The organism is Streptomyces sp. NPDC088812, assembly GCF_044750285.1.
Taxonomy (GTDB): Bacteria; Actinomycetota; Actinomycetes; order Streptomycetales; family Streptomycetaceae; genus Streptomyces.
On record NZ_JBIVJP010000038.1, the window covers coordinates 1 to 25,850 of the forward strand.

Consider the following 25,850-nt stretch of genomic DNA (forward strand, 5'->3'; position numbering starts at 1 on the left):
CCCGGGGCCCGCCCGCCCGGCCCCGGGGCCCGCCCCCCCGGCCCCGGGGCCCGCCCGCCCGGCCCCGGGGCCCGCCCGCCCGGCCCCGGGGCCCGACGGCCCGCGGTCGGGGCTGGCCGACCCGCTCGCCTGAAGGCCCGCCAGGCCTGTGGCCCGCCAGGCCTGTGGCCCCGCCAGGCCTGAGGCCCGCCAGGCCTGGCGGCCTGAGGCCTGGTGGGTCCAGCTGGCCTTGCGGCTGGGGCCTGGTTGATCGGATGCCTGCGGTTCCGGCAGCTTGGCGGCCGGCCCGCCGGGGGCCGCCCGGACCGGCCGGCCCGCCGGGGGCCGGCCGGTCCGGGCGTCTGACGCCCCAGGCCGTGCCGCCCCAGGCCGTGACGCCCCAGGCCCTGACGCCTCGGGGACCTGGCGGCCCGGCCCGGCGGCGCGGTGGCCCGCCGCCGACCAGCCGGTGTCGCCCAGGCCGACGCGGCCGACGAGGCCAACGAGGCGGACGCAGCCCGTGGGCGCCCACGGGCGCGCGTGCCCCGCGTGCCCCGCGTGCCCCGCGTGCCGCGCGTGCCCCGCGTGCCGCGCGTGCCGCGCGTGCCCCGCGTGCCCCGCGTGCCGCATGGCGCCGGTCCTCAGCCCACCAGCCGCAGGCGCCGCTCGCACACGCCCACCCGGACCGTCTGGCCCCAGGTCAGTTCCAGGGCGTCCGTCTCGACGCCGTCCCCGAAGGCGATCAGGCGTTCGGACTCGACGGTGAGGCGGAGGCGGGCCGACGGGGCGAGTTCCCCGGCCACCAGGGACGTTCCGGTGGCCGGGGACGGCCAGGCCTCGCGGACGAACCACAGCAGGCGTTCGTCCGTGGGCGCGGGCAGGCGCAGCCCGCCGCCCCGCTCCCGCCACACCGACCGGAGCCACCCGGTCGCCCCCGTGCCGGTCCCCACCAGCACTCCGGAGGAGGCCTGGGCCTCGACGACACCCCCGTCGTCCTCGAGGCCCAGGCGGTATCGGGCGGTCTGGTGGCCGGCCGCGCCGAAATAGATCTCGTTCAGGGCCACCAGCCGCTGCGTGTCGTCGGCGACGGCCTCGACCATGGTCAGCTCCTCCACCCGCGTGCCGGCCGACGCGAGCGCGGACGGCAGGAGCGCACCGGCGTCCCGTGCCCGGTGGCGGACCAGCACGCCGGGGTTGCGCCCGGGGTCGGTGTCGATGCCGACCACCGGCTGCCCGGTCAGGTACTTGGCGGCGTTCGCCACCAGCCCGTCCTGGCCGACCACGACCACCACGTCCTCGGGCGCGAACAGGAAGCGGTCCAGGTCGGCCCGCTCGACCCGCGTCTGACGCCACGTCAGCGGGATGGCGGCGGTCACCTCGGCCAGCGCCCGCCGGGTGCCGCGGTGCCGTTCGGCCACCTCCTCGATGTCCCGGCCGCGCGAGGCGAGGAAGAAGGCGGCCTGGCCGTGCGTGCCGTGCCGGGCCACCAGCTCCTCGTACTCCGTGGTGCGGTGGACGAGCACGGCCCGCGGGGCCAGGCTCACTCCCGGCCCCCGGCGCCGAGCCGGGCCAGCAGCCCGGTCAGCACGTCCGGCGAGACGGTCACGCTGTCGATGTGCGGCAGGTTCTCCGCGAGCCGGGTCCCGGTGAGGGCGTGCAGCGTCGCCACGTCGACCTCGGCGTGCACCCGCAGCCACGCCGCCTGGGCCTGTGCCCGCGCCTCGCCCACCTCGCGCGCGGCCTCCGCCTCCGCGCGGGCGAGCCGTACCGCGCGGGCCGCCTCCGCCTCGGCCAGCCGCTCCGTGCGCCGGGCCTCGGCGTCGCCCAGCCGCACCTGCTTGTCGGCCTCCGCCTCGGCCAGCTTCACGGCCCGGGAGGCCTCCGCCTCCGCGAGCTTCACGGCCCGCGCCGCCTCCGCCTCGGCGAGTTTCACCGAGCGCGCGGCCTCCGCCTCCGCCAGTCGCACGGTACGGGACGCCTCCGCGTCCGCCCGGACCTTGTCCGCGGCCGCGCTCTCCTCCGCCTCCCGCCGGGTGTTGGTGCCCCGCTGCTCGACCAGCTGCTCCTCGCGCCGAGCGAGTTCGATCTTGCTGGCGAGCTCGTTCTCGGCGATCGTCCGCTCCCGCTCGACGGCCACCGCCCGCCGCTCGTACGTCGCCCGGTCGGCCTCCTGCTGGATCTGCTCGCGGGCCGGGGTGCGCAGCGCCCGCTCCACCTCGGGCTCCGGCCGCAGCGCGACGACCCGCACGGCCACCACCTCGATGCCCGTGGCCGGCGGCCGGGGCTCGGCCGACAGTCCCGCCGCGACGCGTTCCCGCACCGACGCCACCCCGTCCACCAGCGCCGCCGACAGCGGCGTACGGGCGAGGACGTCCAGCGCGTGCTGCTGGGCCGTCTCCGTCAGCAGGGTGCCGAGCTGCTCCAGGGGCGCGCCGCGCCAGCCGCCGGTGTCCGGGTCGATCGAGAAGTCGAGGCGGGCGGCGGCGACGGCGGGGTCGCTGATGCGGTAGGTCACCGTCGCCTGCACGGCCACGTCCTGGAAGTCCGCGGTGCGGGCGTGGAAGGTCATCGCCAGTTCCCGGTCGTCGACCGGGACCTCGGAGAGCGCGGCGGTCAGCGAGCGGTACCAGAAGCTGAGGCCCGGCCCGTCGTGCGCGAGCTTGCCGGAGCGGTGGTGGCGGATGTGGGCCGTCGGGGCGCCCCGCAGGTGGCGCCAGCCCAGGCGCCGGGTGATGTCGGCCATGAAAGGGTCCCCCTGGACGTCGTGCCTCGCACCGGATGTCGTCAGTACGACGATAATAGGGATGATCGATTGTCGTCAAGGGGACGAAAAGCGGCAGGAGTGAGCGGATCCACGGGGAATCGGGGCCGGCAGGGGGGTGAAGGCGGTCCGCGACGGCCAGGATGAAGCCATGGGATTCCATGTCGACTCCGAGGCCGGGCGGCTGCGCCGCGTCATCCTGCACCGGCCGGATCTCGAGCTCAAAAGGCTCACCCCCAGCAACAAGGACGCCCTGCTCTTCGACGACGTGCTCTGGGTGCGCCGGGCGCGCGCCGAGCACGACGGCTTCGCTGACGTGCTGCGCGACCGCGGCGTCGCCGTCCACCTCTTCGGCGATCTGCTCACCGAGGCCCTGGAGATCCCGGCGGCCCGGCAGCTCGTCCTGGACCGGGTCTTCGACGAGAAGGAGTACGGGGTGCTCGCCACCGACCACCTCCGCGCCGCCTTCGAGAACCTCCCCGCGCCCGCCCTCGCGGAACTCCTCGTCGGCGGCATCACCAAGCGGGAGTTCCTGGAGGCGCACCCCGAACCGACCTCGGTCCGCTTCCACGTCATGGAACTCGACGACTTCCTCCTCGGTCCGCTGCCCAACCACCTCTTCACCCGCGACACCTCCGCCTGGATCTACGACGGCGTCTCCATCAACGCGATGCGCCGGCCCGCCCGGCGGCGCGAGACGGTCCACTTCGAGGCGATCTACCGCCACCACCCCCTCTTCCGTGACGAGACGTTCCACCTCTGGTCCGAGGGCCAGGCCGACTACCCCTCCACCATCGAGGGCGGGGACGTACTCGTCATCGGCGACGGCGCCGTCCTGATCGGCATGAGCGAGCGCACCACCCCCCAGGCCGTCGAGATGCTCGCCCACAAGCTGTTCGCCGCGGGCTCGGCCGAGAGCATCGTGGCCCTGGACCTGCCGAAGCGGCGCGCGTTCATGCACCTGGACACCGTGATGACGATGGTCGACGGGGACACCTTCACCCAGTACGCGGGCCTCGGCATGCTCCGCTCGTACACCATCGAGCCGGGTGTCGGCGAGAAGGAGCTGAAGGTCACCGACCACCCGCCGGAGCATATGCACCGCGCGATCGCGGCCGCCCTCGGCCTCAGCGAGATCCGGGTGCTGACCGCGACCCAGGACGTGCACGCCGCCGAGCGCGAGCAGTGGGACGACGGCTGCAACGTCCTGGCCGTCGAACCGGGCGTCGTCGTCGCCTATGAACGCAACGCCACCACCAACACCCACCTGCGCAAACAGGGCATCGAGGTGATCGAGATCCCGGGCAGCGAACTGGGACGGGGGAGGGGAGGGCCACGCTGCATGAGCTGTCCGGTCGAACGGGGGGCCGTATAGGCCTTCGGGCCGGGGCGACGAGACGCTCTGTATATAAATGCTGTGCGTCGTATAGACTTCCAAGGGTCCCTGTCACTGCACCTCATGCACCGCACCTCTGGAGCGCCCCATGGCGACAGTCCCGACCGCCCTCGCCGGCCGCCACTTCCTCAAGGAGCTGGACTTCACCCAGGAGGAGTTCCGCGGCCTGATCGAGCTGGCCGCCGAACTGAAGGCCGCCAAGAAGGCCGGGACCGAGGTCCAGCACCTGCGCGGCAAGAACATCGCCCTCGTCTTCGAGAAGACCTCCACGCGCACCCGCTGCGCGTTCGAGGTCGCCGCCGCCGACCAGGGCGCCTCCACCACCTACCTCGACCCCGTGGGCTCCCAGATCGGCCACAAGGAGTCGGTGAAGGACACCGCGCGGGTCCTCGGCCGGATGTTCGACGGCATCGAGTACCGCGGCGACAGCCAGCACAAGGTCGAGGAACTGGCGGCCCACGCGGGCGTGCCCGTCTTCAACGGCCTCACCGACGACTGGCACCCCACGCAGATGCTCGCCGACGTGCTGACGATGACCGAGCACTGCGCCAAGCCGCTGTCCGACACGGCCTTCGCCTACCTCGGCGACGCCCGCTTCAACATGGGCAACTCCTACCTGATCACCGGCGCCCTGCTCGGCATGGACGTGCGGATCGTCGCCCCCAAGACCTACTGGCCCGCCCAGCAGATCGTCGAGCGGGCCCATGAGCTCGCCGCGACCACCGGCGCCCGCGTCACCCTCACCGAGTCGCTGGAGGAGGGCGTGCGCGGCGCCGACTTCGTGGCCACCGACGTGTGGGTGTCGATGGGCGAGCCCAAGGAGGTCTGGGACGAGCGGATCGCCGCCCTCGCCCCGTACGCGGTGACGATGGACGTCCTGCGCGCCACCGGCAACCCTGACGTGAAGTTCCTGCACTGCCTGCCGGCCTTCCACGACCTGGGCACCAAGGTCGGCCGCGAGATCCACGAGAGCCACGGCCTGGACTCCCTCGAGGTGACGGACGAGGTCTTCGAGTCGGCCCACTCGGTCGTCTTCGACGAGGCGGAGAACCGGCTGCACACGATCAAGGCCGTCCTCGTGGCGACCCTGGCCTGACCGCACCCCGCCGCACCCGCACCCCCCACCTCGCACCCCCACGACGCCCGCCACCGGGCCCTGTGCTGTCCGGCGGCCCGGAGCCACCCCTTCCGAGGCCGCCGCGCGACCGAATCCGGTCACCCCCCGCACCACCAGAAACGAGCACCACCCGCATGCCCCGCATCAAATCCCCCGCCCTCCTGGTGGCCGCGTCCGGCGCCGACCGCGAGGGCCACGGCCTGCGCCGCACGATGGGCCTCTTCCAGCTGGTCTGCTTCGGCGTCGGCGCCATCGTCGGCACCGGCATCTTCGTCGGCCTGTCCGACTCGGTCGCCCAGGCGGGCCCGGCCGTCGTCGTCTCCTTCGTCCTGGCCGCGATCACCTGCGTCTTCACCGCGTTCGCGTTCGCCGAGCTGGCCGGCGCCATCCCGGTCTCCGGCTCCTCGTACTCCTTCGCCTACGCGAGCCTCGGCGAGAGCACCGCCTTCGTCGTCGGCTGGTGCCTGCTCCTGGAGTACGGCGTCTCCGTGTCCGCCGTCGCCGTCGGCTGGAGCCAGTACGTCAACGAGCTGCTCGACAGCCTCACCGGCCACCAGCTGCCCGCCGCCCTGTCCGCCGGCCCCGGCGACGGGGGAGCGGTGAACCTGCCCGCCGTCCTCGTCATCGCCATGGCCGCCGTCCTGCTGGTGCGCGGAGTGCGCGAGAGCGCCCGCGCCACCGCCGCCATGGCGGTCCTCAAGATCGCCGTCCTCGTCGTCTTCTGCGCGATCGGCCTCAGCGCCTTCCGGGACGGCAACCTCACCCCCTTCACCCCGGCCGGCCTCGGCGGCATCGGCGCCGGCACCACCGCGGCCTTCTTCTCCTACATCGGCTTCGACGCGATCACCACGGCCGGCGAGGAGGCCAGGAACCCCCGCCGGGACGTGCCCGTGGCGATCCTCGTCTGCATGGGCGTGGTCACCCTGCTGTACTGCGCGGTCGCGCTCGCCGCGATCGGCGCCGTCGGCGGCGACGAGGTCGGCGGCCGCCCCGCCGCTCTGTCGCACGTGGTCGACAAGGTCACCGGCTCCTCCGTCGGCGGCGGGATCATCGCCTTCGGCGCGGTCGTCGCCATCGCGTCCGTGGTCCTCGCGGTGATGTACGGCCAGACCCGCATCCTGCTGGCCATGGCCCGGGACGGACTCGTGCCGCGCGTCTTCGAGCGGGTCTCGCCCCGCACCGCCACGCCGGTCGCCGGCACGCTGATCGTCGCGGTCGTCTTCGCGCTCCCGGCGGCCTTCGCCTCCCTGGACGCCGTGATGAACCTGTGCACCATCGGCACCCTGGCCATCATGGCCGTCGTCAACATCGCCGTCATCGCCCTGCGCCGACGGGACCCGCACCTGGCCCGCACCTTCCGCGTACCGCTGTTCCCCCTGCTGCCCCTGCTCGGTGTCGGCTGCTGCCTGTACCTGATGTACGAGACGGGCTGGGCGACCTGGTTGCAGTTCGCCCTGTTCCTCGCGGCGGGTCTTGTGCTGTACGTCCTCTACGGGCGCCGCAACTCCCGGCTGCCGCAGGTCACGCGGGACGCGGACGCCGCTGTGGCGGAACCGCAGCCAGCCTGAACCACACCGCCTTGCCCCGTGTGGTGGGGCGGTGGCCGCAGGAGGAGCTCAGGGCGCGGATCAGCAGCAGACCGCGTCCGTGCTCCTTCCAGGGGTCGGGCTCCCCGCCGCGGGGGCGGGTCAGATCGCCGGGCGGGGCCGGGTCGGGGTCGTGCACCTCGACCTGGCAGCCGGTCGGCAGCAGCTGCACCACCAGCTCTATCGGGTCGTCCCCGGCGGTGTGCTCCACGGCGTTCGCCACCAGCTCGGCGGTGAGCAGCTCCGCCGTGTCGCTGTCCGCCCCGTGCTCCAGATCGGCCAGGGCCGTACGGACCAGGGCGCGGGCCACCGGCACGGCCGTGGCGGAGTGCGGCAGCGCGATGCGCCAGGAGGCGGGTGAGGCGGGGTGTTCGTGCACGGCGGGTCCGTTCATGGCGCAGGTTCCTGTGCTCGACATCAGGCGGTCCTGCTTTCGGCTCGGGGAATGGTACGGCGGGCCTCCCGCCGAGGCGCGGAGCGGTCGCCGTCCGGGACCGCCGACCGCGTCACCGGTCGGCCTACCCGGCTCAACGGCCCCGCTCGCGCCCCCGATCCCGCTGTTACCGGGTTATCGAGGACCGGTGACGGCTGTGACGCGGACAGGTCAGGCGGTGACTCCCCCGGGGGCATACCCGCCCCCTCTGTCGCGCACTCCTGACGACAGTCGCGCAACGGCGATGATTCCGAAGGTGACCGCTCGTCGAGGAGGCCGCCCTCACGAGTCCCTTCACCGGCTCCGCCGCCCGCACCCCGACCGGCACCACCTCCGCGCCACCCCCGCCGACGGCGTGGCCACCGTCGCCCCCGCCGGCCTCTACGCCGCGGCCCCGCTGGAGGTGTGCGACACCGTCCGGGCCATGGCCAAAGGAGCTGCGCCCATGACGGTGCGGATCTCCGCCACCGACTGGGCCGAGGGCGGCACGACGGCCGAGGACGCCGCCGACGTCGCCCGTGCCTTCGCCGTACACCGCGCCGACGCCATCGACGTCCCCACCGGGCAGGCCGTCGCTGAGCCGCCGACCCCGTCAGGCGGTCGCGGGCACCCCGGCGAACTCCGCGCCCGCGTCCCTCAGCCGCTCGTGCAGCCCCCGGAACACGGCCGCCGAGCGCGCGCCGGGCCAGTCGTCGGGGAGCAGGCGGGCGGGCAGGCCGGGGTCCGCGTAGGGCAGGTGGCGCCAGGAGTCGAGGGCGAGGAGGTAGTCGCGGTAGGCCTCCTCGCACGGGGTGTCCGCGCGGGCCTGCCAGGCGCGCAGCACGTGTTCGTGCCGGTCCAGGAAGGCCTCGTGCTGTTTGGCCACGGCCGCCAGGTCCCACCAGCGGGCCATGGCCTCGACGGTCGGCGCGAAGCCCAGGTGCTCGCCGCGGAAGAGGTCCACGTACGGGTCGAGGCGCAGCCGCCGCAACGTGTTGCGGGTCTCCTCGTGCAGGCGGGCCGGCGCGATCCACACGCCGGGGGCGGCCGTGCCGAAGCCCAGACCGGCCAGCCGGGACCGCAGGACGTGCCGCTTCTGCCGCTCCGACTCCGGCACGGAGAACACCGCCAGCACCCAGCCCTCGTCGCCGTGCGGCGCGGTGGCGTAGATCCGCCGGTCGCCGTCGTCGAGCAACTGCCGTGCCTCCTCGGACAGTTCGTAGCCGGCCGCGTTCTGCGCGGTGCGGGCCGGCAGGAGCAGTCCGCGGCGCTTCAGCCGGGAGACCGAGGAGCGCACGGAGGGCGCGTCGACGCCGACCGCGGCGAGCAGCCGGATCAGCTCGGCGACGGGCACCGGGCCCGGCGTGAAGCGGCCGTACGCGCCGTAGAGCGTGACGATGAGAGACCGAGGTGCAGGCTGGTCGGACACGTTGATCATCTTAGGTCGTCGGCATCACTGCTGGTCACCATCGGTGTCCGCATCGGTGTCCGCATCGGCGTCGGCGGCGGTGCGCAACCGGAACCGCTGGAGTCCGCCCGTCGCCGTGCGCCGCCGGGCGGCCAGGAGGACGGTCTCGCGCGGGCACTCGTACGGCGCCGGCCGGCGCGCGTCACCGTGTACGTCACGGACGTCGCCGCCCACCGGGCCCGTGCCGCCGGACCGGGCCGCGTGCGGCGGCGGGCCGCGGCTGTCCGGCGACGGCGGCCGTGGGGATCGTCCGGCCGGGGCACGAGCGGGCCCTCGTCGGGCTCGACGGGTTCGCCGTCCTTCCGGACCGATCGGGCGGCGACGGCCGGCCGCGCGGCCGTCACCCGGTGCGGGGCCACCACTCGGTGCGGGGCCACCATCCGGCCGTCGGGCAGCAGCTCGCCGGAGTCCCCGATCGTGACAGCACCAGGGCGACTCCGCCACCGTCCGCCGACGCGCGGCGCGGACTCGCCACCGAAGGGGTGACGGTCACGGGATCGGAGGCGATCGCCCGGTACCAGTGGAAGCCCCCACAACAGGAGGTCCTTCCATGTCGTTGCGCCCCGTCCTGACCGCGGCCGCCGGTGCCGCCCTGCTTCTGCTCGCCGCCCCGGCGGCATCCGCCGCCGCCGACACGTCCGAGACGGTCACCGTCGACCCGACCGGCAAGATCGCCGAGGACGGCACGGTCACCCTCTCCGGCACCTACCGCTGCGTCGGCGACTCGGGCTCCGTCGTCCTCAGCACGTCCATCGGCCGGAGCACCTCGTCCACCCAGTACGGCATCGGCGGCACCCGGGCGGTGTGCGACGGCGCCGAGCACCGCTGGGTGAACACCGGCAAGGCCGCACCGGACGCCCTCACGCCCGGCGAGGCCCACGTCCAGGCCACGCTGATGGAACTGCGGCCCACGGGCTTCGTGCCCCTGCCCCACTTGCACGCGGCCGAGCAGAAGGACATCACGCTGACCGGGGAGACCCAGCAGCAGGAGGGCGCGCCGGCGAAGGCGGCCCGGTAGCAGCCGGTCACACCGGATCGAGGGCCGAACGGCCGGGCCGGCGGCTCCACCACCGCCGACCCGGCCACCACACCGGCGGTCATGCCACCGCCGATCCGGCCCCCGCACCGGCGGTCATGCCACCGCCGATCCGGCCCCCGCACCGGCGGTCATGCCACCGCCGATCCGGCCGCCGCACCGGCGGTGGCGGGCTGTGGGCCGTGGGCCGTCCCTTGCGGGTGACACGTGCGTACAGGCCGCCCTCGGCGGGGGTGCCGCCCCGCAGGCGTCCCCGGCGGGAGCCCTCGGGTGCGGGCCGCCCCCGGCCGGAGCCGCCCGCGCGCGGGTCACTCGCGGTACGTGGGCGCCAGATGGGCGAGGGCCGCGTCGGCGTCCGCCGCGGCCTGGCCGGGGGTCGCCGCGCAGGTCATCACGTGACCCAGCCGCTCGTGGCTGTGGGACGGCCAGGTGGTCCGCTGCCCCGGGGTCGCCTTCACCCGGAAGGCGACGACCGAGGGGAAGTTCTCCAGGACGCCGGTGTCGGGAACGGAGTCCACCGTTCCCGACCGTCCGGCGATGAAGCGGATGGCGGCCCCCCGGGCCCGCGTGGGCGTGAGGTCGGGACGCCCGCCGCTGTGGGCGACGACCGAGGCCCGCAGCAGCGGCACCCCCGTCCCGTGTTCGACGAGATCGGGGATGAAGTCCCCGCCCGTCCTCGCGTTGATCTCGATCAGCACGGGCCCGCGCGGCGTCAGCTTGGCCTCCACGTGAGCCGGACCGAAGTCGAAGCCGATGGCGTCCAGGGCCGCCACCGCCAGGTCCGCCGCCCGGTCCGCCGCCTCGCCCACGGACGACGGGAACGTGTGGCCCAGCTCCACGAAGTGCGGTGTGGGGCCGAGCAGTTTGTCGGTGACGCCCAGGACCGTCGTGGCACCCGCGACGGTGAAGGTCTCCACGCTGACCTCGTGCCCGAACAGGCACTCCTCGAGCAGCGCGCCCGGAACGCGGGGCTGGCCCTTGGAGTTGGTCGGCCGTCCGGCGATGTCGGCGACCCGGGCGACGGTCTCGTCCCGGGTGCGGCACAGGGCGACACCGATGCTCGCCGACTCGTCGATCGGCTTCACGACACAGGGCAGGCCGGTCACGGCCAGCGCCGCGTCGACCTCCTCGGCGTCGTGGACGAAGCGGAACTCCGGCACCGGCACGCCGCGTTCGGCGCACCGCACGCGGGTCTTCAGCTTGTCCCGGGCGATGTCCGCCGCCGTGGGGTCCGGCCCCGGCAGCCCCATGCGGTGCGCGGTGGCCGCCGCCGTGGGCACGTAGTACTCCATGACCGTCATCACGCCGGCCATCGGTGTCGCGGAGGCGAGCAGTGCCTTCTCGATCGCCTCCGGACTCTGCGTGTCGCAGTGCAGGATCTCGTCCGCGACCTCGCGGATCGTCCGTGCCGTGTCCGGGTCCACGGAGTAGCGGTCGAGATCCGAGGTCACGAAGAGGGTGCGCAGTCCCAGGGAGCGGGCCAGCCGCAGCGCCTGCATGCCCGTGCCGGTGAGGTTGCTCTCGACGAACGCGAGGGCGCGGGCCGGACCCTCCGTCCCCGGACGGGCGTCGGACGTCGTCATCGGACGGCCGCCTTCCGGCCCGTGACACCACCGGTACCGGTGACCCAGTAGGTGTCGGCGCCCCGGTCCAGGCCGCGGGCGAGCGGGTCCCTGACCAGCCGGGCGAGCAGGCCGGCCGGGACGACCAGGACGTAGTAGACGATGGACAGCAGCAGATTTCGCATCGAGGTCCTTCTCCGTGTGGTGCTGCGCCGCCGACGGCCCGTCGGACGGCGGTGGGGCCGGCTCAGTCGAGGGGGATCGCTTCGCGCCAGTCTTCCGTCTCGCGCCAGGCGGGCTGGTCCTTCTTCTCCAGCAGCAGATCACCGAGGACCAGTACGTCGATGTTGCTGCGCATGAAGCAGGTGTAGGCGTCGCGCGGCGTGTTGACGATCGGCTCCCCGCGGAGGTTGAACGAGGTGTTCACCAGCACGGGGCAGCCGGTCCGCTCCTTGAACGCGGACAGCAGCCGGTGGTAGGCGGGGTTGTCCTGCTCGCCGACGGTCTGCACCCGCGCCGAGTGGTCGACGTGGGTCACCGCGGGGATCGTCGACCGCCGCACCTTGAGCAGGTCCAGGCCGGTGACGTCGTCGGCGCTCTCCTCGACGGCGAGCCGCTGGGACGGGGCCACCCCCGCGACCACCAGCATGTAGGGGCTCTCCTGGGGCAGGTCGAAGTACTCCTTCACGTCCTCGCGCAGGACGGACGGGGCGAACGGCCGGAACGACTCCCGGAACTTGATCTTCAGGTTCATCGCCGACTGCATGTCGGCGTCCCGCGGATCGCCGAGGATCGACCGGGCGCCCAGCGCCCTCGGGCCGAACTCCATCCGCCCCTGGAACCATCCGGTGATCGCGCCCTGCGCCAGGCGGTCGGCCACCGCACCGGGGGTGTCCCGCGGATCCAGCTCCGTGTAGACGGCGCCGACGCCGTCCAGGAACTCCCGTGTCTCCCGCGCGCCGTAGGAGGGGCCGAGCAGGGAGCCCGACATGGCGTCGCGGCCGCTGCCGAGGTGGGGCCGTCCGGCTCCCCGTTCGAGCGCGACCGCGAGGGCCGCGCCGAGCGCACCGCCCGCGTCGCCGGCCGCCGGCTGGATCCACACCTCGTCGAACACCCGCTCCTGGATGACCTTGCCGTTGGCGACGCAGTTCAGGGCGACGCCCCCGGCGAGGCAGAGCCGGCTCTCACCGGTCACGCGCCGCGCGGTGCGCGCCAGCCGCAGGACGACCTCCTCGGTCACGGCCTGGACGGACGCGGCGAGGTCGAACTCCCGCTCGGTGAGCGCCGCCTCCGGCTGTCGGCGCTTCCCGCCGAACAGCTCCTCGAAGGCCCGGCCGGTCATCACCTGGCCCGCCAGGTACTCGAAGTACCGCATGTCGAGCCGGAAGGACCCGTCCTCCTTGAGGTCGATGAGCTTCTCGCGGATCAGGCCGGCGTACCGCGGAGTGCCGTACGGCGCCAGCCCCATCAGTTTGTACTCACCGGAGTCGACCTTGAACCCGCAGAAGTAGGTGAAGGCGGAGTACAGCAGCCCCAGGGAGTGCGGGAACCTGATCTCGGCCAGCGGTTCCAGGCTCGTGCCCCGTCCGTGCCACAGCGTCGTCGTGGCCCACTCGCCGACCCCGTCGACGCACAGGACCGCGGCGGACTCGTAGGGGCTCGGGAAGAAGGCCGACGCCGCGTGCGACTCGTGGTGCCGGCGGGCGACGACCTCCGGGACCCGGCCCGCCCCCAGCTCCGCCAGGCCGTCGCGCACCGTGCGCACCGTGGAGCGCTTCCAGGCCAGCCACTCGGGCAGCGACGTGCGGAAGGAGGCGGCGCCGCGCGGCACGGCGCCCAGGTACGTGGCGAGGACCCGCCGGAACTTCAGCGCCGGATCCTCGTAGTACGCGACGGCCGCCACGTCGTCGAGCCGGACCCCCGCCTCCTCCAGGCAGTAGCGGACCGCCTGCCCGGGGAGACCGGGGTCGTGCCGGGTGCGGCTGAAGCGTTCCTCCTGGGCCGCGGCGACCGGGACGCCGTCGGCGACGAGGGCGGCCGCACTGTCGTGGTAGTACGCCGAGATGCCCAGAATCAGATCGGCCATGTCACGTTCCCTTCCGCTCAACGCTTTCTGCTCTGCCACCGGGCCCGCCGGTCCGCCAGCCAGGCGTGCACGCCGGTGGGCGGGCTGAGGGACCGGTAGCCCTCCCGCACCCGGCGCCAGGCCGTCTCGCGGGCCTGGAGCCCGCTGCCCACCGCGGCCGAGGACATGAACGCGTCGATGGCGTCCGCCGCCCACGCGGAATGTCCCGTCGCGACGTTGTCGATGGTGTTGTGGATGTCGACGAACCGCGTGCTGAAGCCGTGCTCGCGCAGCGCCAGCCGGGCCCGCCGGTAACTGCCGCCCACGCCCGAGAGCTCCATGGCGAGGTTCAGCCCCAGCACCTCCGGCTGGAACGTCCGCGGGAACCGGCCGATGCTCAGCCAGAACACGGGCAGTTCGAAGGAGCCGTCCCGGAACCCCGGCCAGCGGGCGAACTCCGCCGAGCCGGTCGGCGGGAGGTCCACGCCCATGTCCGCGACCAGCTCCCGGTAGATGAGCGGGTGGTTCAGCCGCGGGTGGCCGTTGCCGAGCTCGTCCCAGTACGTCTCGAACAGCGAGTGTCCGATGTCCGAGGACGCCAGGTGGTAGTCGGTGAACCCCTGGAGCCAGGCGCCGTCGATCATCGTCAGCGGGGCCAGCTGGAGCGTCGACTCGATCAACTGCTCCCGGGTCGGCAGCCCGGCGTCCGAGGTGCGCTCGAACTCCTCGGCGTGCCGGTCGTGCTGCCCGGACAGCCACGGCCGCAGCCCCTCGGCGGGCCAGCTGTCGGGCAGCGGCATGTCCTGCCGGGCCATCCGCACCCGTGCCCGGCCCAGCCACCCGTGGACGTACTCCAGGGCGTAAGCGCGTACGGCCGGGGTCTGGGCGCGGCGTTGCAGCAGGACGTACGCCTCCCGCAGGTCCGCGGGGGCCCGGCCGCCCGGCGGCTCCTCCTCCAGGGCCGCCCGCACCGAGGCCCACGGGCGCGGGGACGGCCCGTCCGTGGCCGTGGCGACCCCGCTCGCCCGCCGCGCGGGCGGGTCCTCCGGCGAGCTGCCGTCGTCGCTGCCGTCGTCGCCGTCGGGGAGGGACGCGATCCAGCGGCGCAGGACCGCCAGGTCCTCCTCGGAGAAGACGCGGAACATCGCGCCGCGCTCGCCGACCAGACCGTTGACGAGGGGGCTGCGCTCCGGACGGCCCGGGCGGACCAGTGAGCTGCCGGCGAGCGCCGCGAGCAGCGGGTACGGGTCGTCGCGGGCCTCGTCGAGCCACTCGGCGAGCGGCCGGCCCGCCAGCTGGAAGGAGCGGTGGTAGACCGCGCCCTCACGGGCGCGCAGCCGGATGAGGTCGGCGGCCTGCCGGCGCGGGTCGAGGACTTTGGCCAGCTCGCCGCGCAGCGCCTCGTGCCACTCCCTCAGCGCCGTGAACGCCCACCGGGCCCCCGCCAGGACGCGGGCACGCGTCTGCGGCGGCGACTGCTCCACCAGGGCGTCGACCGCCGCCAGCGAGGCCTTCAGCCCGCCCGCCGGGTCCTGGGGCCGGGGCGCGCCGGGATGCAGCGCGTCCCAGTCGGCGCCCGCGTCCACCAGGTCCTTGAGCGGCGCCATCGCGGGCAGCAGGCCGACCTGCCGGAGGCAGAGGTCGGCGCCGAGGATTTCGGCCCGGAAGTCCTCCGGCCGCCGGCTCATCAGGAGCAGGATCGCCGGGAGGACGAACGCGTCCTCCCGCACCCTCGTGTCGAGCGCGGTACGGGCGGCCGGCACCGCGTTCTCCGCCACCCGCAGGCCTTGCAGCAGGGCGAGATGGGCGTGGCCCCGGGAGGCGCGCGGATGACCGACCCCGACGTCGGAGGCGTACAGGGTCAGCGCGCTCAGGGCCGCGGGGTCGTCCGCCTCGGCCATGCTGCTCAGCCACTGCAGCCATGCGCCCGACACCAGGTTCAACGGCGAGCAGTCGAGCGCCAGCCGCTGCGCCACGAGTTCACGGACGGCCTCCGTCCGGGCCCGGCCGGCCAGGTCCCGGAAGACCCGCGTCTCGTCGGCGGCCCAGGCCCCGGCCTCCCGGCACAGTGCCTCCAGGTCCTCGGGGGCGTGGCCGGACGGTACCGACCGGTCGATCGCGTCGCGGACGTCGGCCACCGGCACCCGGTCCGCGTGCGGGCTCTCCGGATCGCAGAACGCGGCGTACCACGCCCTGGCCCAGGAGGGGGGCCGCGCGGTGTCACGCCCGGGTTTCCCCGTCGGTCGCAGGACTGTCGAAGACATCGTTTCCGGTCCTCCCTCCTAGAACATCGGATAAATGGAGGCGTCGTCGTTCCGCTTTCTGCGGCGGCGCCGGAAGAGAGCATCGACGATTTTGCGGATGAAACCCATGGAATTCCCCTTGTCAGGTCACCGGAGGGCGAGTTGTTCGGCGAGCAGGCCGGCCACGATGTCGTGTCCCCCGTCGGTGAAATGAATACGGTCCACGAACACCCAGTCCTCGTCCTTGATCGCCGAGCCGAGCACGGGGTTCAGGTCGAGGAAGGGAACGTTCAGCTTTTCGCAGCCGCCGCGGAGTTGATCGGCGTACCGCCGCCCCGCCTCGATCGTGCAGATGTCGCCGTACGCCTGGCTGAAATGGGCGATGCCGTCCAGCTCGTCGAAGAGCAGCTGTTCCTGGCGGGCCGGCCGCTCGCGCACCCACGGTGCGAGGGGCTGGAGGACGAAGGTGAGCCGGGCCCCGAGGCCCTGGGCGATCAGCCGCCAGGTGTCGAGGTGGCGCAGCGTCAGCTCGACGGCGAGGTCCAGCTGCCCGGAGAGGTCCGGAACGGTCAGCTCCGCCTCGGAGCGCTGCGGTGCCCGGCGGGCCGACCACCGTGACTGGCCGGTCGCCCGGCGCTGCCGGGCCTGGAGCTCCTGCACCTGCTCGAAGTACTCGTGGCCGTTGAAGAACGCGCCGCTGTCGCCCTGCATCCAGCGGGGCAGCCGGGCGAGGCCCAGGTTGTTGAACCCGGTGAACAGGACGATCTCCTCGATCTGCGGCACCAGGTGGCGGTAGAGAGTGAAGAGCAGCAGCTCCTGGGCGGAGTTGAAGCTCCGGCCGCCGAAGTTCAGCCACGGCAGGGCGGGCGCGTGACGGTCCCACAGCCGGGAGGCCAGGGTGTCCGCGTCCGAGGAGGCGCCGATCCCGAAGACGGTGGAGCTGCCGGCGATCAGCCGGACGGGCCCCTCGGGCACCCGTCCGCCGGCCGACGCCCGCTGTCCCTGCCCCTCGGACAGGCGGAAGCCGAGCCGGTCGGTGTTCACCACCTGGGAGCGGTGGTCCGCGGCGTGGAAGTACATCAGGTAGGGCAGCCAGCGGATCTCACCGCGGTCGTCGAACTTCTCGGCGTACTGGAGCATCTGCGGGGTGAGTTCCGCGCGATGAGAGGTCATGGACGAACCGCCTCCTTTCGGTCGATCCGGCCCGGCACCGGCGTGCCGGGCGGTGGAAGTCGGGACGTGCGGTCTTACGGTCCCGGGACGTGCGGTCGTACGGCTTCGGGACGTGCGGTCGTACGGTGTCGGACGTGCGGTCGTACGGCGTCGAACGGTCGGGCGGCCGAGGGCGGTCGGGCGGCCGCGGCCGTCAGACGGCTTCGGAGGAGAGGGCGGCGGGCTTGCCCGCCGGCAGGCCGGCGCCCGGCGCGTACCGCACCCTGGTCGACTCCGCCCAGCGCACGACCGCCGGGGCGGCCAGGCCCGCCGCGAGGAACAGGGCGCCCATGACGTGCCAGCCCGGTTTTCCCCAGCCGATACAGAGCCAGGTCAGCAGTGCCGGGCCGAACGACTCGGCCAGTCCCATGCCGATGCCGAAGACGCCCAGGTACTGGCCGATGGCGTGCCGGGGCGCGAGCACGTTGGACACCTCGAAGCCCCCGGCGGCCTGCCACAGTTCGCCCACGCTGTGGACGACGACCGCGGCCCCCAGCAGGGTCACGGCGGCCCAGGCCGGGGACCCCGCCGCCCACGCGACGGCGGCGCACGCCGCGCAGAAGGCCCACCCCGACCGGCGCAGCGCCAGCGCGGCACGGCGGGGTGTGTCGACCCGGCGGCCGACCGCGACCTGCAACAGGATGATCATGGCCGTGTTGACCACGACGGCCGCCGAGATCATCCAGCGCGGTGCGGAGGTGGCGCTCACCACCCACAGCGGCAGGGCGACGGTGAGCACGCGGTACTGGATGGACAGGACGCCGTCCAGCAGCGACAGTGCGAGGTAGGGCCGGTCGCGCAGGGCGGCCCACCGGCCGCCGGTCTGCTCGGGCGCCTCGACGATCTCCGTGCGCGGGATCCGGAAGGCCGGCAGCAGCGCCACGAGGAAGCAGGCGCAGTTCAGCAGGATCAGCCGGTGGTACGCCTGCGTGGTGTCCGCCTGCGCGGCCCAGCCGGCCGCCATCGCCCCGACGGCGATGCCCACGTTGGTGACGGACCTGATGTACGCGCGCAGTTCCTGCGGCCGGCCGTCGGCGATGTCGTTGATGATGGGGCCGCGGGCCACCAGGAGCGTGGCCTGGGCGACGGTCGCGAGGACGACGACGAGCAGCACGGACCAGGAGGCGTGGACGAGCAGGAACGCGCCGGTCGCGGCGGCGCTCAGCAGGAGGCTGGCCACGAAGACGGCCCGCGGCCCGCGCCGGTCGGCGACATGGCCGGCCGGGACGCCGAGGATCAGGGACACGAATCCCGCGATGCTGAAGGCGACCCCGATCTCCATGGCCGGTAAGCGGACCACGCGGATGAAATAGAGGACACCGGTGGTGAGGAATATTCCTTTTCCGGTGGAACTGGCCAGTGTGGCCAGGGCTAATGCGCGCTGCGCCCCCGAAGCAGGCAGTACTGCGGACCCCCGAATGCGCACAGCAAACCCCCGTTTGAACGCGTGACAGCGAGGTTACTGACCTGTTATTGCCTGCGCAACGGGGATCTCGGCACCTGAGACGCCGCACGCCAGAACGGTTCCGATTTACGTGGCCCGGACAACGAACGGGCCGACAGGCGGAGTTCGCCTGCCGGCCCGTGGCCGTTCCGGTTCAGCCGGACGGGAAACGATCAGGAACCGTACTCCCAGGAATTCATGTATTCGTTCTGGTCGTCGGTGAACGAGTCGATCGTCACGCCCATGCTGTCCAGCTTCAGCCGGGCGACGGACTTGTCGATCTCGGTGGGCACCTCGTGGACCTGCGGGGCCAGGGAGGCGTGCTGCGCCGTCAGCCACTCGGCCGTCAGCGCCTGGTCCGCGAAGGACATGTCCATCACCGAGGCGGGGTGGCCCTCGGCGGCGCCGAGGTTGACCAGCCGGCCCTCGGCGACCAGCAGCAGGCTGCGGCCGTCGGCGAGCACGTACTCGTCCGTCTGGTGACGGATACGGGAGCGCTTCTCGACCGCCATGGCCTCCAGCGCCGCGACGTCCACCTCGACGTCGAAGTGGCCGGCGTTGGACAGGATCGCGCCGTCCTTCATCACCTCGAAGTGCTCCTGGCGCAGCACGCCCCGGTTGCTGGTGACGGTGACGAAGACGTCGCCGACGCGGGCCGCCTCCGCCATCGGCATCACCCGGTAGCCCTGCATGAGCGCGTCCAGCGCCTTGGTCGGGTCGACCTCGGTCACCACGACGTGGGCGCCCAGCCCCGCCGCGCGCTGGGCGACGCCCTGGCCGCAGTAGCCGAAACCGGCGACGACGACCGTCTGCCCGGCGAACAGCAGGTTGGTGGCCCGCATGATCGCGTCGAGCGACGACTGGCCGGTGCCGTACCGGTTGTCGAACATGTGCTTGGTGTCGGTGTCGTTGACCGCCACCATCGGGAACTTGAGGGCACCGGAATCGGCCATCTGCCGCAGCCGGACGACACCGGTGGTCGTCTCCTCGCAGCCGCCCTTGATGCTCCCGAGCAGCTCGGTGCGGGCGGTGTGGACCGTGTTGACCAGGTCGCAGCCGTCGTCGAAGACGAAGTCGGGGTCGATGTCCAGCGCGGAGTTGATGTGCCGGTAGTACCCGTCACGGTCGATGCCGTTGACGGCGAAGACGGAGATGCCGTACTCGACCACGAGCGCCGCGACCGTGTCGTCCTGCGTGGACAGCGGGTTGCTGGCGCAGGCCGCGATCTCGGCGCCGCCGGCCTTCAGCGTGCGCAGCAGGACGGCCGTTTCCGTGGTCATGTGCATACACGCGGCGAACCGGACGCCTTCGAAGGGCTTTTCCTTGGCGAACCGTTCTCGTACCTGGCGCAACACGGGCATGTTGCGCTCGGCCCACTCGATCCGGCGCACGCCCTGCGTGCTGAGGGCCTTGTCCTTGACATCGTGCTGGGGCAGTTCAGACATGGCGGGAAGCTAGCCTCGCTCTCCGGTAGGCATGGTGGTTGTCGGCCATCACCGTCGACCGTCCGGTGCGGGCGGTCGCGGTCGGGCCGGGATCGGTGTCAGGCCGTGGCTTCGGTACGCGCCACGGCCCGCTGCCCGGGCAGGGCGACGGCCACCAGCAGCGTGGTGACCAGGGCGACGACGGCGCCCGCGGTGAAGGCCGTCTGGAATCCGGCGGCCTGGTGGTCGGGGGTGGGAGCGCCGAGCGACTCGGTGCGGGCCGTCGCCAGGCTCACCAGGATGGCGACGAAGGCGGCCGTACCGACCTGCTGGAAGGTGTTGAGCAGTCCGCCGGCCAGACCCTGGAGCCTCTCCGGCACCCCGGCGGTGGCCGCCATCATGGCGGTGGAGAAGAAGGCGGCGAACCCCATCCCCATGAGGATCGTGCCGGGCAGCACGTCGCCCGCGTACCCGCTGTCCGCCTCGATCCGGGAGAGCAGGAACACCCCGCCGGTCACCAGGGCGCCGCCGACGACGCACACGCCCTTCGGTCCGAACCGGCCGGCCGACAGGGCGGACAGCGGCCCCGCCACGACGACGGACAGGCCGAGGGGCAGGAAGGCGAAGCCCGTCTCCAGGGCCGAGCGGCCCTGGACCTGCTGGAGGAAGAGCGACAGCTGGAGGGCCGTGGTGCCCATGACGCCGGGGATCAGGAAGCTGGCGACGTTGGCGACGCTCAGCGAGCGGCTGCGGAAGATGCCCAGCGGCACCAGCGGGGCGGCCGACCGGGCCTCCACCACCACGAAGACGACGAGCAGGACGACGCCCACCGAGCAGCTGATCGCCGCGTGGGTGCCGTCGTCGGGAACCTGGCTCAGTCCGTTGATCAGGGCCACGAAGCCCGCGGCGGACAGCAGCACGCCCGGCAGGTCGTAGGTGCGCTCGCCCCGCGCGCCGCCGGCCCCGGGCAGCACCTTGAACGCCGCGAAGAGGGCGACGGCCGTCAGCGGCACATTGACGAAGAACACCGCACGCCAGCCCGCGAGTTCGGTCAGTACGCCACCGAGCAGCACGCCGATGGCGAAGCCGCTGGCGGACGCGGCGCTGAACCAGCCCAGGGCCCGGTTGCGTTCGCCCTCGTCGGGGAAGCCGGTGGTGATCAGGGAGAGCGCGGCCGGCGCGATCAGCGCGGCACCGACGCCCTGCACGGCCCGCATGGCGATGAGCGGTTCCGGGGCCGTGGCCAGGCCTCCGACCAGGGAGGCCGCGCCGAACGCCGCCACGCCCACGACGAGCATCAGACGCCTGCCGAGCAGGTCCGACAGCCGCCCGCCGAGCAGCAGCAGACTGCCGAAGCCGAGTGCGTAGGCGCCGACCACCCACTGGGTCCCCACGGCGCCGAGTCCGACGGAGGACTCCATGCTGGGCAGCGCCACGTTCACGATCGAGAAGTCCAGCAGCAGCATCAGCTGCACACCGCAGAGCAGCACCAGCGCACCGGGCCGGTTTCTCTGCCCCGCGACCTGGCTTCCTGTGCTCTCCCGATCGAGCGCTCCGGCTTCGGACATGCTGGAACACAGCCTTTCGACAAGGGGGATTCGGTCCGGGCTCGGCGAGCTTAGCCGAACGATCCACAATGACATCCGGACGCCGATGTATGAGGCATCTGCTTTCGGACAATCCGCGAGCGGCGTCTGGCCTGCGGCGCGGACCGCTGTCCGGATGTCCGCCGGGGATTTTCGGCCATCATCGCGAGATTATCTCGGATGGTGGACGGGGAGATGCCTTGTCCGAAGTGAGGGTGCGGGGATACGTTCGAAGCGCTGAAAGGGGGAACCACAGTGTCGCCCATAGAAACGACTCGATGTCGTAGAAACTCGTGCACGACGCCCGGCGTTCTGTTAAGCGCACCGCCGGCGGGCCGGTGCCCGCCGTCCTCGGCTCCGTCCGATTCCCTCCCGTGTCTTCCCGTTCGCCTCGCAGCCGACCTGCCGCCGCCTTCCAGAAAGCGGCGAGTGTCCAGGTCCGGCAGGCGAGGGCGGGGAAGCGCGGGAGGGCTTGCATGAAGCTCGACCTGCAGCGGCTGTCCCGCCACTACGTCGTTTCCCGGTCACTCGACAAAGACCCGAACTGGAATGCCTCCCTCCATATGGACGGAGTGGTCTGCCAGTCGATAGCCAATTGGTACGGCCAGGCCCCGCTCACCTCCGGGACGAAGGAAGAGGCCCTTCAGTACCAAATGCTGAAGGAAGACACGCTCGACCAGTTCGAGGTGTTACGGGAAAACGGCGTCACCATCGAACCGTGGCTCTCCGAGGGACAGCCCTACACTTCCTCCGCCACCCTGTCCGACCAATTGCACGCCGACCGGAAACTCTATGTTTTCCTCACGGCGAACGGACACGGGCAGAACGGGCAGGAGAGCGGGACGCAGGACGCCCAGCGTCCTGAGGACCACCCCATGCTCGAACCCTCGCCGGTTTCCTCCCGCGGGGTCCGGCTTCTCTTCAACGACCTTTTCCGCGCCGTTCACGACGCGTTCGGCCACGCGGCGCGCGGAAATCGCTTCACCGCACGCGGCGAGTTCATGGCGGCCTGGGACCACATGAAGATGTACCGCCCCGCCTGCCATCCCGTCCTGCTGTCGGAGACCGTCGGGCAGATCTGCTGGTTCTACTTCGGCCCGCATCTGCGCCGGCCCGACGGGTCCGTGCCCGGCCCCTCCGACCACGACTACGTACCGCCGTCCCAACGGCCGTACTCCCCGCAGAAGACCGTCCCGATGCCGGACGAGCTGCTGTCCGCCTTCCGTTCTCTCTTCAAGCAGGTGAGCAGATGACTGCCGACGTCCGGGAACACTTCCCCATCCTGAACCAGCAGGTGGACGGCCACCCCCTGGCCTACCTCGACAACGCCGCCACCACCCAGAAGCCGCGCCAGGTCCTCGACGCCGTCGTGCGCTACTACTCCGAGTCGAACGCCAACGTCGGACGCAGCGTGCACGCCATGAGCATGCGGGCGACGGACGCCTACGAGGCCGCGCGCGAGACCGTGCGCGCCTTCGTGAACGCGGCCGACGCGGCGGAGATCGCGTTCACCAAGGGCACCACGGAGTCGGTGAACCTGGTGGCCGAGGGCTACGCCGCTCAGGTCGTGGGGGCCGGCGACGAGGTCGTCGTCAGCGGCATGGAGCACCACTCCAACCTCCTGCCCTGGCGCCGCCTGTGCGAGCGCAAGGACGCCGTGCTGCGCGTGGTCCCCACCGACGCCGACGGAGAGCTCTCCGCCGAGGCGTTCGTCGAGCACCTCACCGACCGCACCCGGTTCGCCGCGGTGGCGCACGTGTCCAACGTGCAGGGCACGGTCAACCCGGTCGAGGAGATCGCCGCGGCGACCCGGTCCCGCGGCATCCCGCTGCTGGTCGACGGCGCCCAGGCGGTCGCCCACCGGCCGGTCGACGTGCAGGCGCTGGGGGCCGACTTCTACTGCTTCTCCGGCCACAAGATGTACGCGCCCATGGGCATCGGCGTGCTCTACGGGCGGGCCGAGCTGCTGGAGCGCATGGACGCGATGCTGGTCGGCGGCGGCATGGTCAAGCAGGTCACCCTCGCGGGACCGCTCGCCGTCGCCAAGGCGCCCACCCTCTTCGAGGGCGGCACGCCGAACATCGCCGGGGCCGTCGGACTCGCCGCGGCGGTCGACTACCTCACCGCCCTGGGCCTGGACCGGGTCCGGGAGCACGACACGGAGCTGACCGCACGCGCCGCCGCCGGGCTGCGCGCCCTGGACGGGGTCCGCGTGTTCGGCGCCCAGCAGCCCTCCGGCGGTTTGGTCTCGTTCGGCGTCGACGGTCTGCACCCCTACGACGTGGGCAACCACCTGAGCGCCCACGGGATCATGGTGCGCACCGGGGTGCACTGCGCCATGCCCTTCGTCGACAGCCTCGGCGTGGTCGGCACCGTGCGGGCCTCGTTCGGGGTCTACAGCACGACCGAGGAGGTGGACCGGCTCGTCGAGACGGTCGCCACCGCCGAGAAGGGCTTCTGGAGCAACGAACACCCCGACGAGCGCTTCCTCGACCTCTGAACGGCGCGGCCCGCGAAAGGACGGTCCATCCCTTGACGGACAACCAGAACGCCGCGTCTGCCTTCAAGGCGCAGCAGGAACGCAACTGGCACGAACTCAGCTCCGGCTGGGACAGGTGGTACGAACTCTTCGAGCGAGGCGCCGACCCGGTGACCCGCATCCTCCTCGAAGGGTCGCGACTGCGGCGCACGGGCTCGGTGCTGGACATCGGCAGCGGCACCGGCCAGCCGGCCCTCACCGCCGCCGCGCGGGTGCCCGAGGGCCGGGTGGTCGGTGTGGACCAGGCCGAGGGCATGCTGGCCGTGGCCCGGCGCCGGGCGGTCGAGCAGGAGCTCACCAACGTCCGGTTCCTCCGGCAGGACGCCGAGGAACTGGAGCTGGAGGAGGGCGAGTTCGACGCGGTGGTCAGCCGCTGGAGCCTGATGTTCCTCCCGGACGCCGACCGCGTCCTGCACACCGCCTTCCGCGCGCTCGGCCCCGGCGGCACCTTCACGGCCGCCGTCTGGGGCACCCCGCCCCAGGTCCCGATGCTCAGCCTGGCCTTCGGGATCGCCGCGGCCCGGCTCGGCCTGCCGGCCCCGCCGCCGGGCGCCCCGGGGCCGTTCAGCATGGCGGACGCCGAGGCGCTGTGCGAGCGGTTCACCAAGGCCGGCTTCCAGGACGTCAGCCACCAGGAGTGCCGGATCGTCTTCACCCCGCGCGACGTGGCGGAGTTCGTGGACTTCTCCTGGGACCTGCTGCCCGGCTGGCTCCGGGCGAAGCTGGCGGAGACCTTCGGCGACGAGCGCGACCAGCGGACCGTCCAGGCCGTCGCCACGGCGGCCAGGGACTTCGAGACGGACGGCGGGGGCCTCGCGGTCCCCTGCGTCGCTCACTGCGTACGGGCCGTCAAGCCCGCCTGAGCCAGACCGTCCGACCTCCCAGGGAGACCCCTCATGGAATTCGACACCAAGCTGGTCCAGGTCGGCCAGGAACCCCATCCCGGCACCGGCGACATCGTGCCGCCCATCCACCTGGCCTCCACCTTCGAGCAGCGGGCCCAGCAGGACCTGCGCTACTTCTACGGCCGCGGCGAGAACCCGACCCGGGAGGCGCTGGAGCGCTGTCTCGCCTCGCTGGAGGACGCCTCGTACGCCCTGGCGTTCTCCTCGGGCCAGGCGGCCGGCACCACCGCCCTCAGCCTGCTCTCGCCCGGCCAGAAACTGATCTCCTCCGACGACGTGTACGGCGGCACCTTCTCGCTGTTCGACCTGCTGCCCCGCTACGGGATCACGGTGGAGTACGTCGATCTGACCGACCTCGACGCCCTCGACGCGGCCCTGACCGACGACACCGGTCTGATCTGGGTCGAGACCCCGACGAACCCGCTGCTGAAGGTCGCCGACGTGAGCGCCATCAGCGAACGGGCCCACGCCGCCGGTGTGCCCGTCCTGGTCGACAACACCTTCGCCAGCCCGGTCGTGCAGCATCCGCTGGCACTGGGCGCCGACATCTCGCTCTACAGCACCACCAAGTTCATCTCCGGCCACTCCGACGTCATCGGCGGCGCCCTCGTCTACAACCGGGAGGACTTCCACACCTCGTTCTTCCGGTACCGCACCTCGGCCGGGAACGTGCCCGGGGCGCTGGACTGCTACCTGCTCCACCGCGGTGTGAAGACGATGTCGCTGCGCGTCCGGCGGCAGAACGAGTCGGCCGAGCAGTTGGTGGAGCTGCTGAGCGGGTCGCCGAAGACCGGTGCGCTGCACTACCCGGGGCTGGCCGCGCACCCGCAGCACGACATCGCCGCACGGCAGATGGACGGCTTCGGGTCGATCATCTCCTTCGAGTACCTGGGCGACGTGCAGGAACTCCTGGAGAAGGTCGAGCGGTTCGCCGTGGCGGTCAGCCTCGGCGGCGTGCGGTCCCTGATCGAGTGCCCGGCACTGATGACCCACCGGCCCATCCCGGCGGAGACCCGCAGGCGGCTGGGCATCGGCGACAACCTGGTCCGGCTGGCGGTCGGCATCGAGGACGTGCGGGACCTCGCCGCGGACCTGGAACGGGCGCTGTGATCCGG

The 25,850-nt window shown here is 72.7% G+C and carries 21 protein-coding genes; 8 read left to right on the top strand and 13 right to left on the bottom strand.

Annotated features, from left to right (window positions below; genetic code table 11):
- Positions 1-620: 620 nt before the first annotated feature.
- Positions 621-1,523 (bottom strand): hypothetical protein, encoded by a 903-nt coding sequence (locus ACIP67_RS41640; protein WP_401699539.1) that lies wholly within the window; start codon positions 1,521-1,523, stop codon positions 621-623.
- On the bottom strand, positions 1,520-2,722 hold the full coding sequence (locus ACIP67_RS41645; RefSeq protein ID WP_401699541.1) for an SPFH domain-containing protein: 1,203 nt from the start codon (positions 2,720-2,722) through the stop codon (positions 1,520-1,522). The genes ACIP67_RS41640 and ACIP67_RS41645 overlap by 4 nt, the downstream gene beginning before the upstream one ends.
- Before the next feature lie 169 nt (positions 2,723-2,891).
- Between ACIP67_RS41645 and ACIP67_RS41650 the strand changes: the two genes are divergently transcribed.
- The 3 genes from ACIP67_RS41650 (at position 2,892) to ACIP67_RS41660 (ending at position 6,821) form a co-directional block, all read left to right on the top strand.
- Entirely contained in the window at positions 2,892-4,115 is a 1,224-nt protein-coding gene (locus ACIP67_RS41650) for an arginine deiminase (protein ID WP_401699543.1), read from the top strand.
- Between the two features lie 109 nt (positions 4,116-4,224).
- A complete protein-coding gene (argF, locus tag ACIP67_RS41655) occupies positions 4,225-5,232 on the top strand; it encodes an ornithine carbamoyltransferase (protein ID WP_401699546.1) in 1,008 nt (335 codons plus the stop codon).
- Positions 5,233-5,387: 155 nt separating this feature from the next.
- The gene (locus ACIP67_RS41660) at positions 5,388-6,821 is read left to right on the top strand and encodes an amino acid permease (protein WP_401699548.1); all 1,434 of its coding nucleotides are present in this window, start codon (positions 5,388-5,390) and stop codon (positions 6,819-6,821) included.
- On the opposite strand, the gene ACIP67_RS41665 is transcribed toward ACIP67_RS41660, so the two are convergent.
- From ACIP67_RS41665 to ACIP67_RS41675, 3 genes are all read right to left on the bottom strand, one after another.
- Positions 6,775-7,233, bottom strand: a complete 459-nt coding sequence (locus ACIP67_RS41665) for an ATP-binding protein (protein ID WP_401699550.1) — start codon at positions 7,231-7,233, stop codon at positions 6,775-6,777. The genes ACIP67_RS41660 and ACIP67_RS41665 overlap by 47 nt on opposite strands.
- Before the next feature lie 631 nt (positions 7,234-7,864).
- A complete protein-coding gene (locus tag ACIP67_RS41670; RefSeq protein ID WP_401699552.1) occupies positions 7,865-8,689 on the bottom strand; it encodes a PaaX family transcriptional regulator C-terminal domain-containing protein in 825 nt (274 codons plus the stop codon).
- Positions 8,690-8,704: 15 nt separating this feature from the next.
- On the bottom strand, positions 8,705-8,893 hold the full coding sequence (locus tag ACIP67_RS41675; RefSeq protein ID WP_401699555.1) for a hypothetical protein: 189 nt from the start codon (positions 8,891-8,893) through the stop codon (positions 8,705-8,707).
- Between the two features lie 376 nt (positions 8,894-9,269).
- Here ACIP67_RS41675 and ACIP67_RS41680 point away from each other — a divergent pair, with 376 nt between their 5' ends.
- Positions 9,270-9,737: a DUF6299 family protein gene (locus tag ACIP67_RS41680; protein WP_401699557.1), complete on the top strand. Its 468-nt coding sequence runs from the start codon at positions 9,270-9,272 to the stop codon at positions 9,735-9,737.
- A gap of 326 nt (positions 9,738-10,063) precedes the next feature.
- On the opposite strand, the gene ACIP67_RS41685 is transcribed toward ACIP67_RS41680, so the two are convergent.
- The 8 genes from ACIP67_RS41685 to ACIP67_RS41720 all read right to left on the bottom strand — a co-directional run bounded on the left by ACIP67_RS41685 (position 10,064) and on the right by ACIP67_RS41720 (position 21,273).
- The gene (locus tag ACIP67_RS41685) at positions 10,064-11,338 is read right to left on the bottom strand and encodes an ATP-grasp domain-containing protein (protein WP_401699560.1); all 1,275 of its coding nucleotides are present in this window, start codon (positions 11,336-11,338) and stop codon (positions 10,064-10,066) included.
- The gene (locus tag ACIP67_RS41690) at positions 11,335-11,502 is read right to left on the bottom strand and encodes a hypothetical protein (protein WP_401699563.1); all 168 of its coding nucleotides are present in this window, start codon (positions 11,500-11,502) and stop codon (positions 11,335-11,337) included. Before ACIP67_RS41690 ends, ACIP67_RS41685 begins: the two co-directional genes overlap by 4 nt.
- Positions 11,503-11,564: 62 nt before the next feature.
- Complete coding sequence (locus ACIP67_RS41695; RefSeq protein WP_401699566.1) at positions 11,565-13,403, bottom strand: carbamoyltransferase; 1,839 nt, start codon at positions 13,401-13,403, stop codon at positions 11,565-11,567.
- Positions 13,404-13,420: 17 nt separating this feature from the next.
- The gene (locus tag ACIP67_RS41700) at positions 13,421-15,646 is read right to left on the bottom strand and encodes an iron-containing redox enzyme family protein (RefSeq protein ID WP_401699568.1); all 2,226 of its coding nucleotides are present in this window, start codon (positions 15,644-15,646) and stop codon (positions 13,421-13,423) included.
- A 126-nt stretch (positions 15,647-15,772) separates the two neighbouring features.
- The gene (locus tag ACIP67_RS41705; RefSeq protein WP_401699570.1) at positions 15,773-16,798 is read right to left on the bottom strand and encodes an SGNH/GDSL hydrolase family protein; all 1,026 of its coding nucleotides are present in this window, start codon (positions 16,796-16,798) and stop codon (positions 15,773-15,775) included.
- Between the two features lie 193 nt (positions 16,799-16,991).
- Positions 16,992-18,263, bottom strand: a complete 1,272-nt coding sequence (locus ACIP67_RS41710; protein ID WP_401699572.1) for an MFS transporter — start codon at positions 18,261-18,263, stop codon at positions 16,992-16,994.
- 191 nt (positions 18,264-18,454) lie between these two features.
- Positions 18,455-19,726, bottom strand: a complete 1,272-nt coding sequence (locus ACIP67_RS41715; RefSeq protein ID WP_401699574.1) for an adenosylhomocysteinase — start codon at positions 19,724-19,726, stop codon at positions 18,455-18,457.
- A 98-nt stretch (positions 19,727-19,824) separates the two neighbouring features.
- Positions 19,825-21,273 (bottom strand): MFS transporter, encoded by a 1,449-nt coding sequence (locus tag ACIP67_RS41720; RefSeq protein ID WP_401699576.1) that lies wholly within the window; start codon positions 21,271-21,273, stop codon positions 19,825-19,827.
- A 494-nt stretch (positions 21,274-21,767) separates the two neighbouring features.
- Here ACIP67_RS41720 and ACIP67_RS41725 point away from each other — a divergent pair, with 494 nt between their 5' ends.
- The 4 genes from ACIP67_RS41725 to ACIP67_RS41740 are packed head-to-tail and all read left to right on the top strand — an operon-like array spanning position 21,768 to position 25,845.
- Entirely contained in the window at positions 21,768-22,544 is a 777-nt protein-coding gene (locus tag ACIP67_RS41725) for a hypothetical protein (protein WP_401699578.1), read from the top strand.
- Positions 22,541-23,791, top strand: a complete 1,251-nt coding sequence (locus tag ACIP67_RS41730; RefSeq protein WP_401699580.1) for an aminotransferase class V-fold PLP-dependent enzyme — start codon at positions 22,541-22,543, stop codon at positions 23,789-23,791. The genes ACIP67_RS41725 and ACIP67_RS41730 overlap by 4 nt, the downstream gene beginning before the upstream one ends.
- 32 nt (positions 23,792-23,823) lie before the next feature.
- Entirely contained in the window at positions 23,824-24,693 is an 870-nt protein-coding gene (locus ACIP67_RS41735) for a class I SAM-dependent methyltransferase (RefSeq protein ID WP_401699583.1), read from the top strand.
- 33 nt (positions 24,694-24,726) lie between these two features.
- Positions 24,727-25,845 carry a trans-sulfuration enzyme family protein gene (locus ACIP67_RS41740; RefSeq protein ID WP_401699584.1) on the top strand — a complete coding sequence of 373 codons (1,119 nt, stop codon included), beginning with the start codon at positions 24,727-24,729 and terminating at the stop codon, positions 25,843-25,845.
- Positions 25,846-25,850: the final 5 nt, after the last annotated feature.

Coding starts and splice junctions, on each gene's coding strand:
- ACIP67_RS41645 (WP_401699541.1), bottom strand. CDS start 2,722: ATGGCCGACATCACCCGGCGCCTGGGCTGGCGCCACCTGCGGGGCGCC.
- ACIP67_RS41650 (WP_401699543.1), top strand. CDS start 2,892: ATGGGATTCCATGTCGACTCCGAGGCCGGGCGGCTGCGCCGCGTCATC.
- argF (WP_401699546.1), top strand. CDS start 4,225: ATGGCGACAGTCCCGACCGCCCTCGCCGGCCGCCACTTCCTCAAGGAG.
- ACIP67_RS41660 (WP_401699548.1), top strand. CDS start 5,388: ATGCCCCGCATCAAATCCCCCGCCCTCCTGGTGGCCGCGTCCGGCGCC.
- ACIP67_RS41665 (WP_401699550.1), bottom strand. CDS start 7,233: ATGAACGGACCCGCCGTGCACGAACACCCCGCCTCACCCGCCTCCTGG.
- ACIP67_RS41670 (WP_401699552.1), bottom strand. CDS start 8,689: ATGATCAACGTGTCCGACCAGCCTGCACCTCGGTCTCTCATCGTCACG.
- ACIP67_RS41680 (WP_401699557.1), top strand. CDS start 9,270: ATGTCGTTGCGCCCCGTCCTGACCGCGGCCGCCGGTGCCGCCCTGCTT.
- ACIP67_RS41685 (WP_401699560.1), bottom strand. CDS start 11,338: ATGACGACGTCCGACGCCCGTCCGGGGACGGAGGGTCCGGCCCGCGCC.
- ACIP67_RS41690 (WP_401699563.1), bottom strand. CDS start 11,502: ATGCGAAATCTGCTGCTGTCCATCGTCTACTACGTCCTGGTCGTCCCG.
- ACIP67_RS41695 (WP_401699566.1), bottom strand. CDS start 13,403: ATGGCCGATCTGATTCTGGGCATCTCGGCGTACTACCACGACAGTGCG.
- ACIP67_RS41700 (WP_401699568.1), bottom strand. CDS start 15,646: ATGTCTTCGACAGTCCTGCGACCGACGGGGAAACCCGGGCGTGACACC.
- ACIP67_RS41705 (WP_401699570.1), bottom strand. CDS start 16,798: ATGACCTCTCATCGCGCGGAACTCACCCCGCAGATGCTCCAGTACGCC.
- ACIP67_RS41715 (WP_401699574.1), bottom strand. CDS start 19,726: ATGTCTGAACTGCCCCAGCACGATGTCAAGGACAAGGCCCTCAGCACG.
- ACIP67_RS41720 (WP_401699576.1), bottom strand. CDS start 21,273: ATGTCCGAAGCCGGAGCGCTCGATCGGGAGAGCACAGGAAGCCAGGTC.
- ACIP67_RS41725 (WP_401699578.1), top strand. CDS start 21,768: ATGAAGCTCGACCTGCAGCGGCTGTCCCGCCACTACGTCGTTTCCCGG.
- ACIP67_RS41730 (WP_401699580.1), top strand. CDS start 22,541: ATGACTGCCGACGTCCGGGAACACTTCCCCATCCTGAACCAGCAGGTG.
- ACIP67_RS41740 (WP_401699584.1), top strand. CDS start 24,727: ATGGAATTCGACACCAAGCTGGTCCAGGTCGGCCAGGAACCCCATCCC.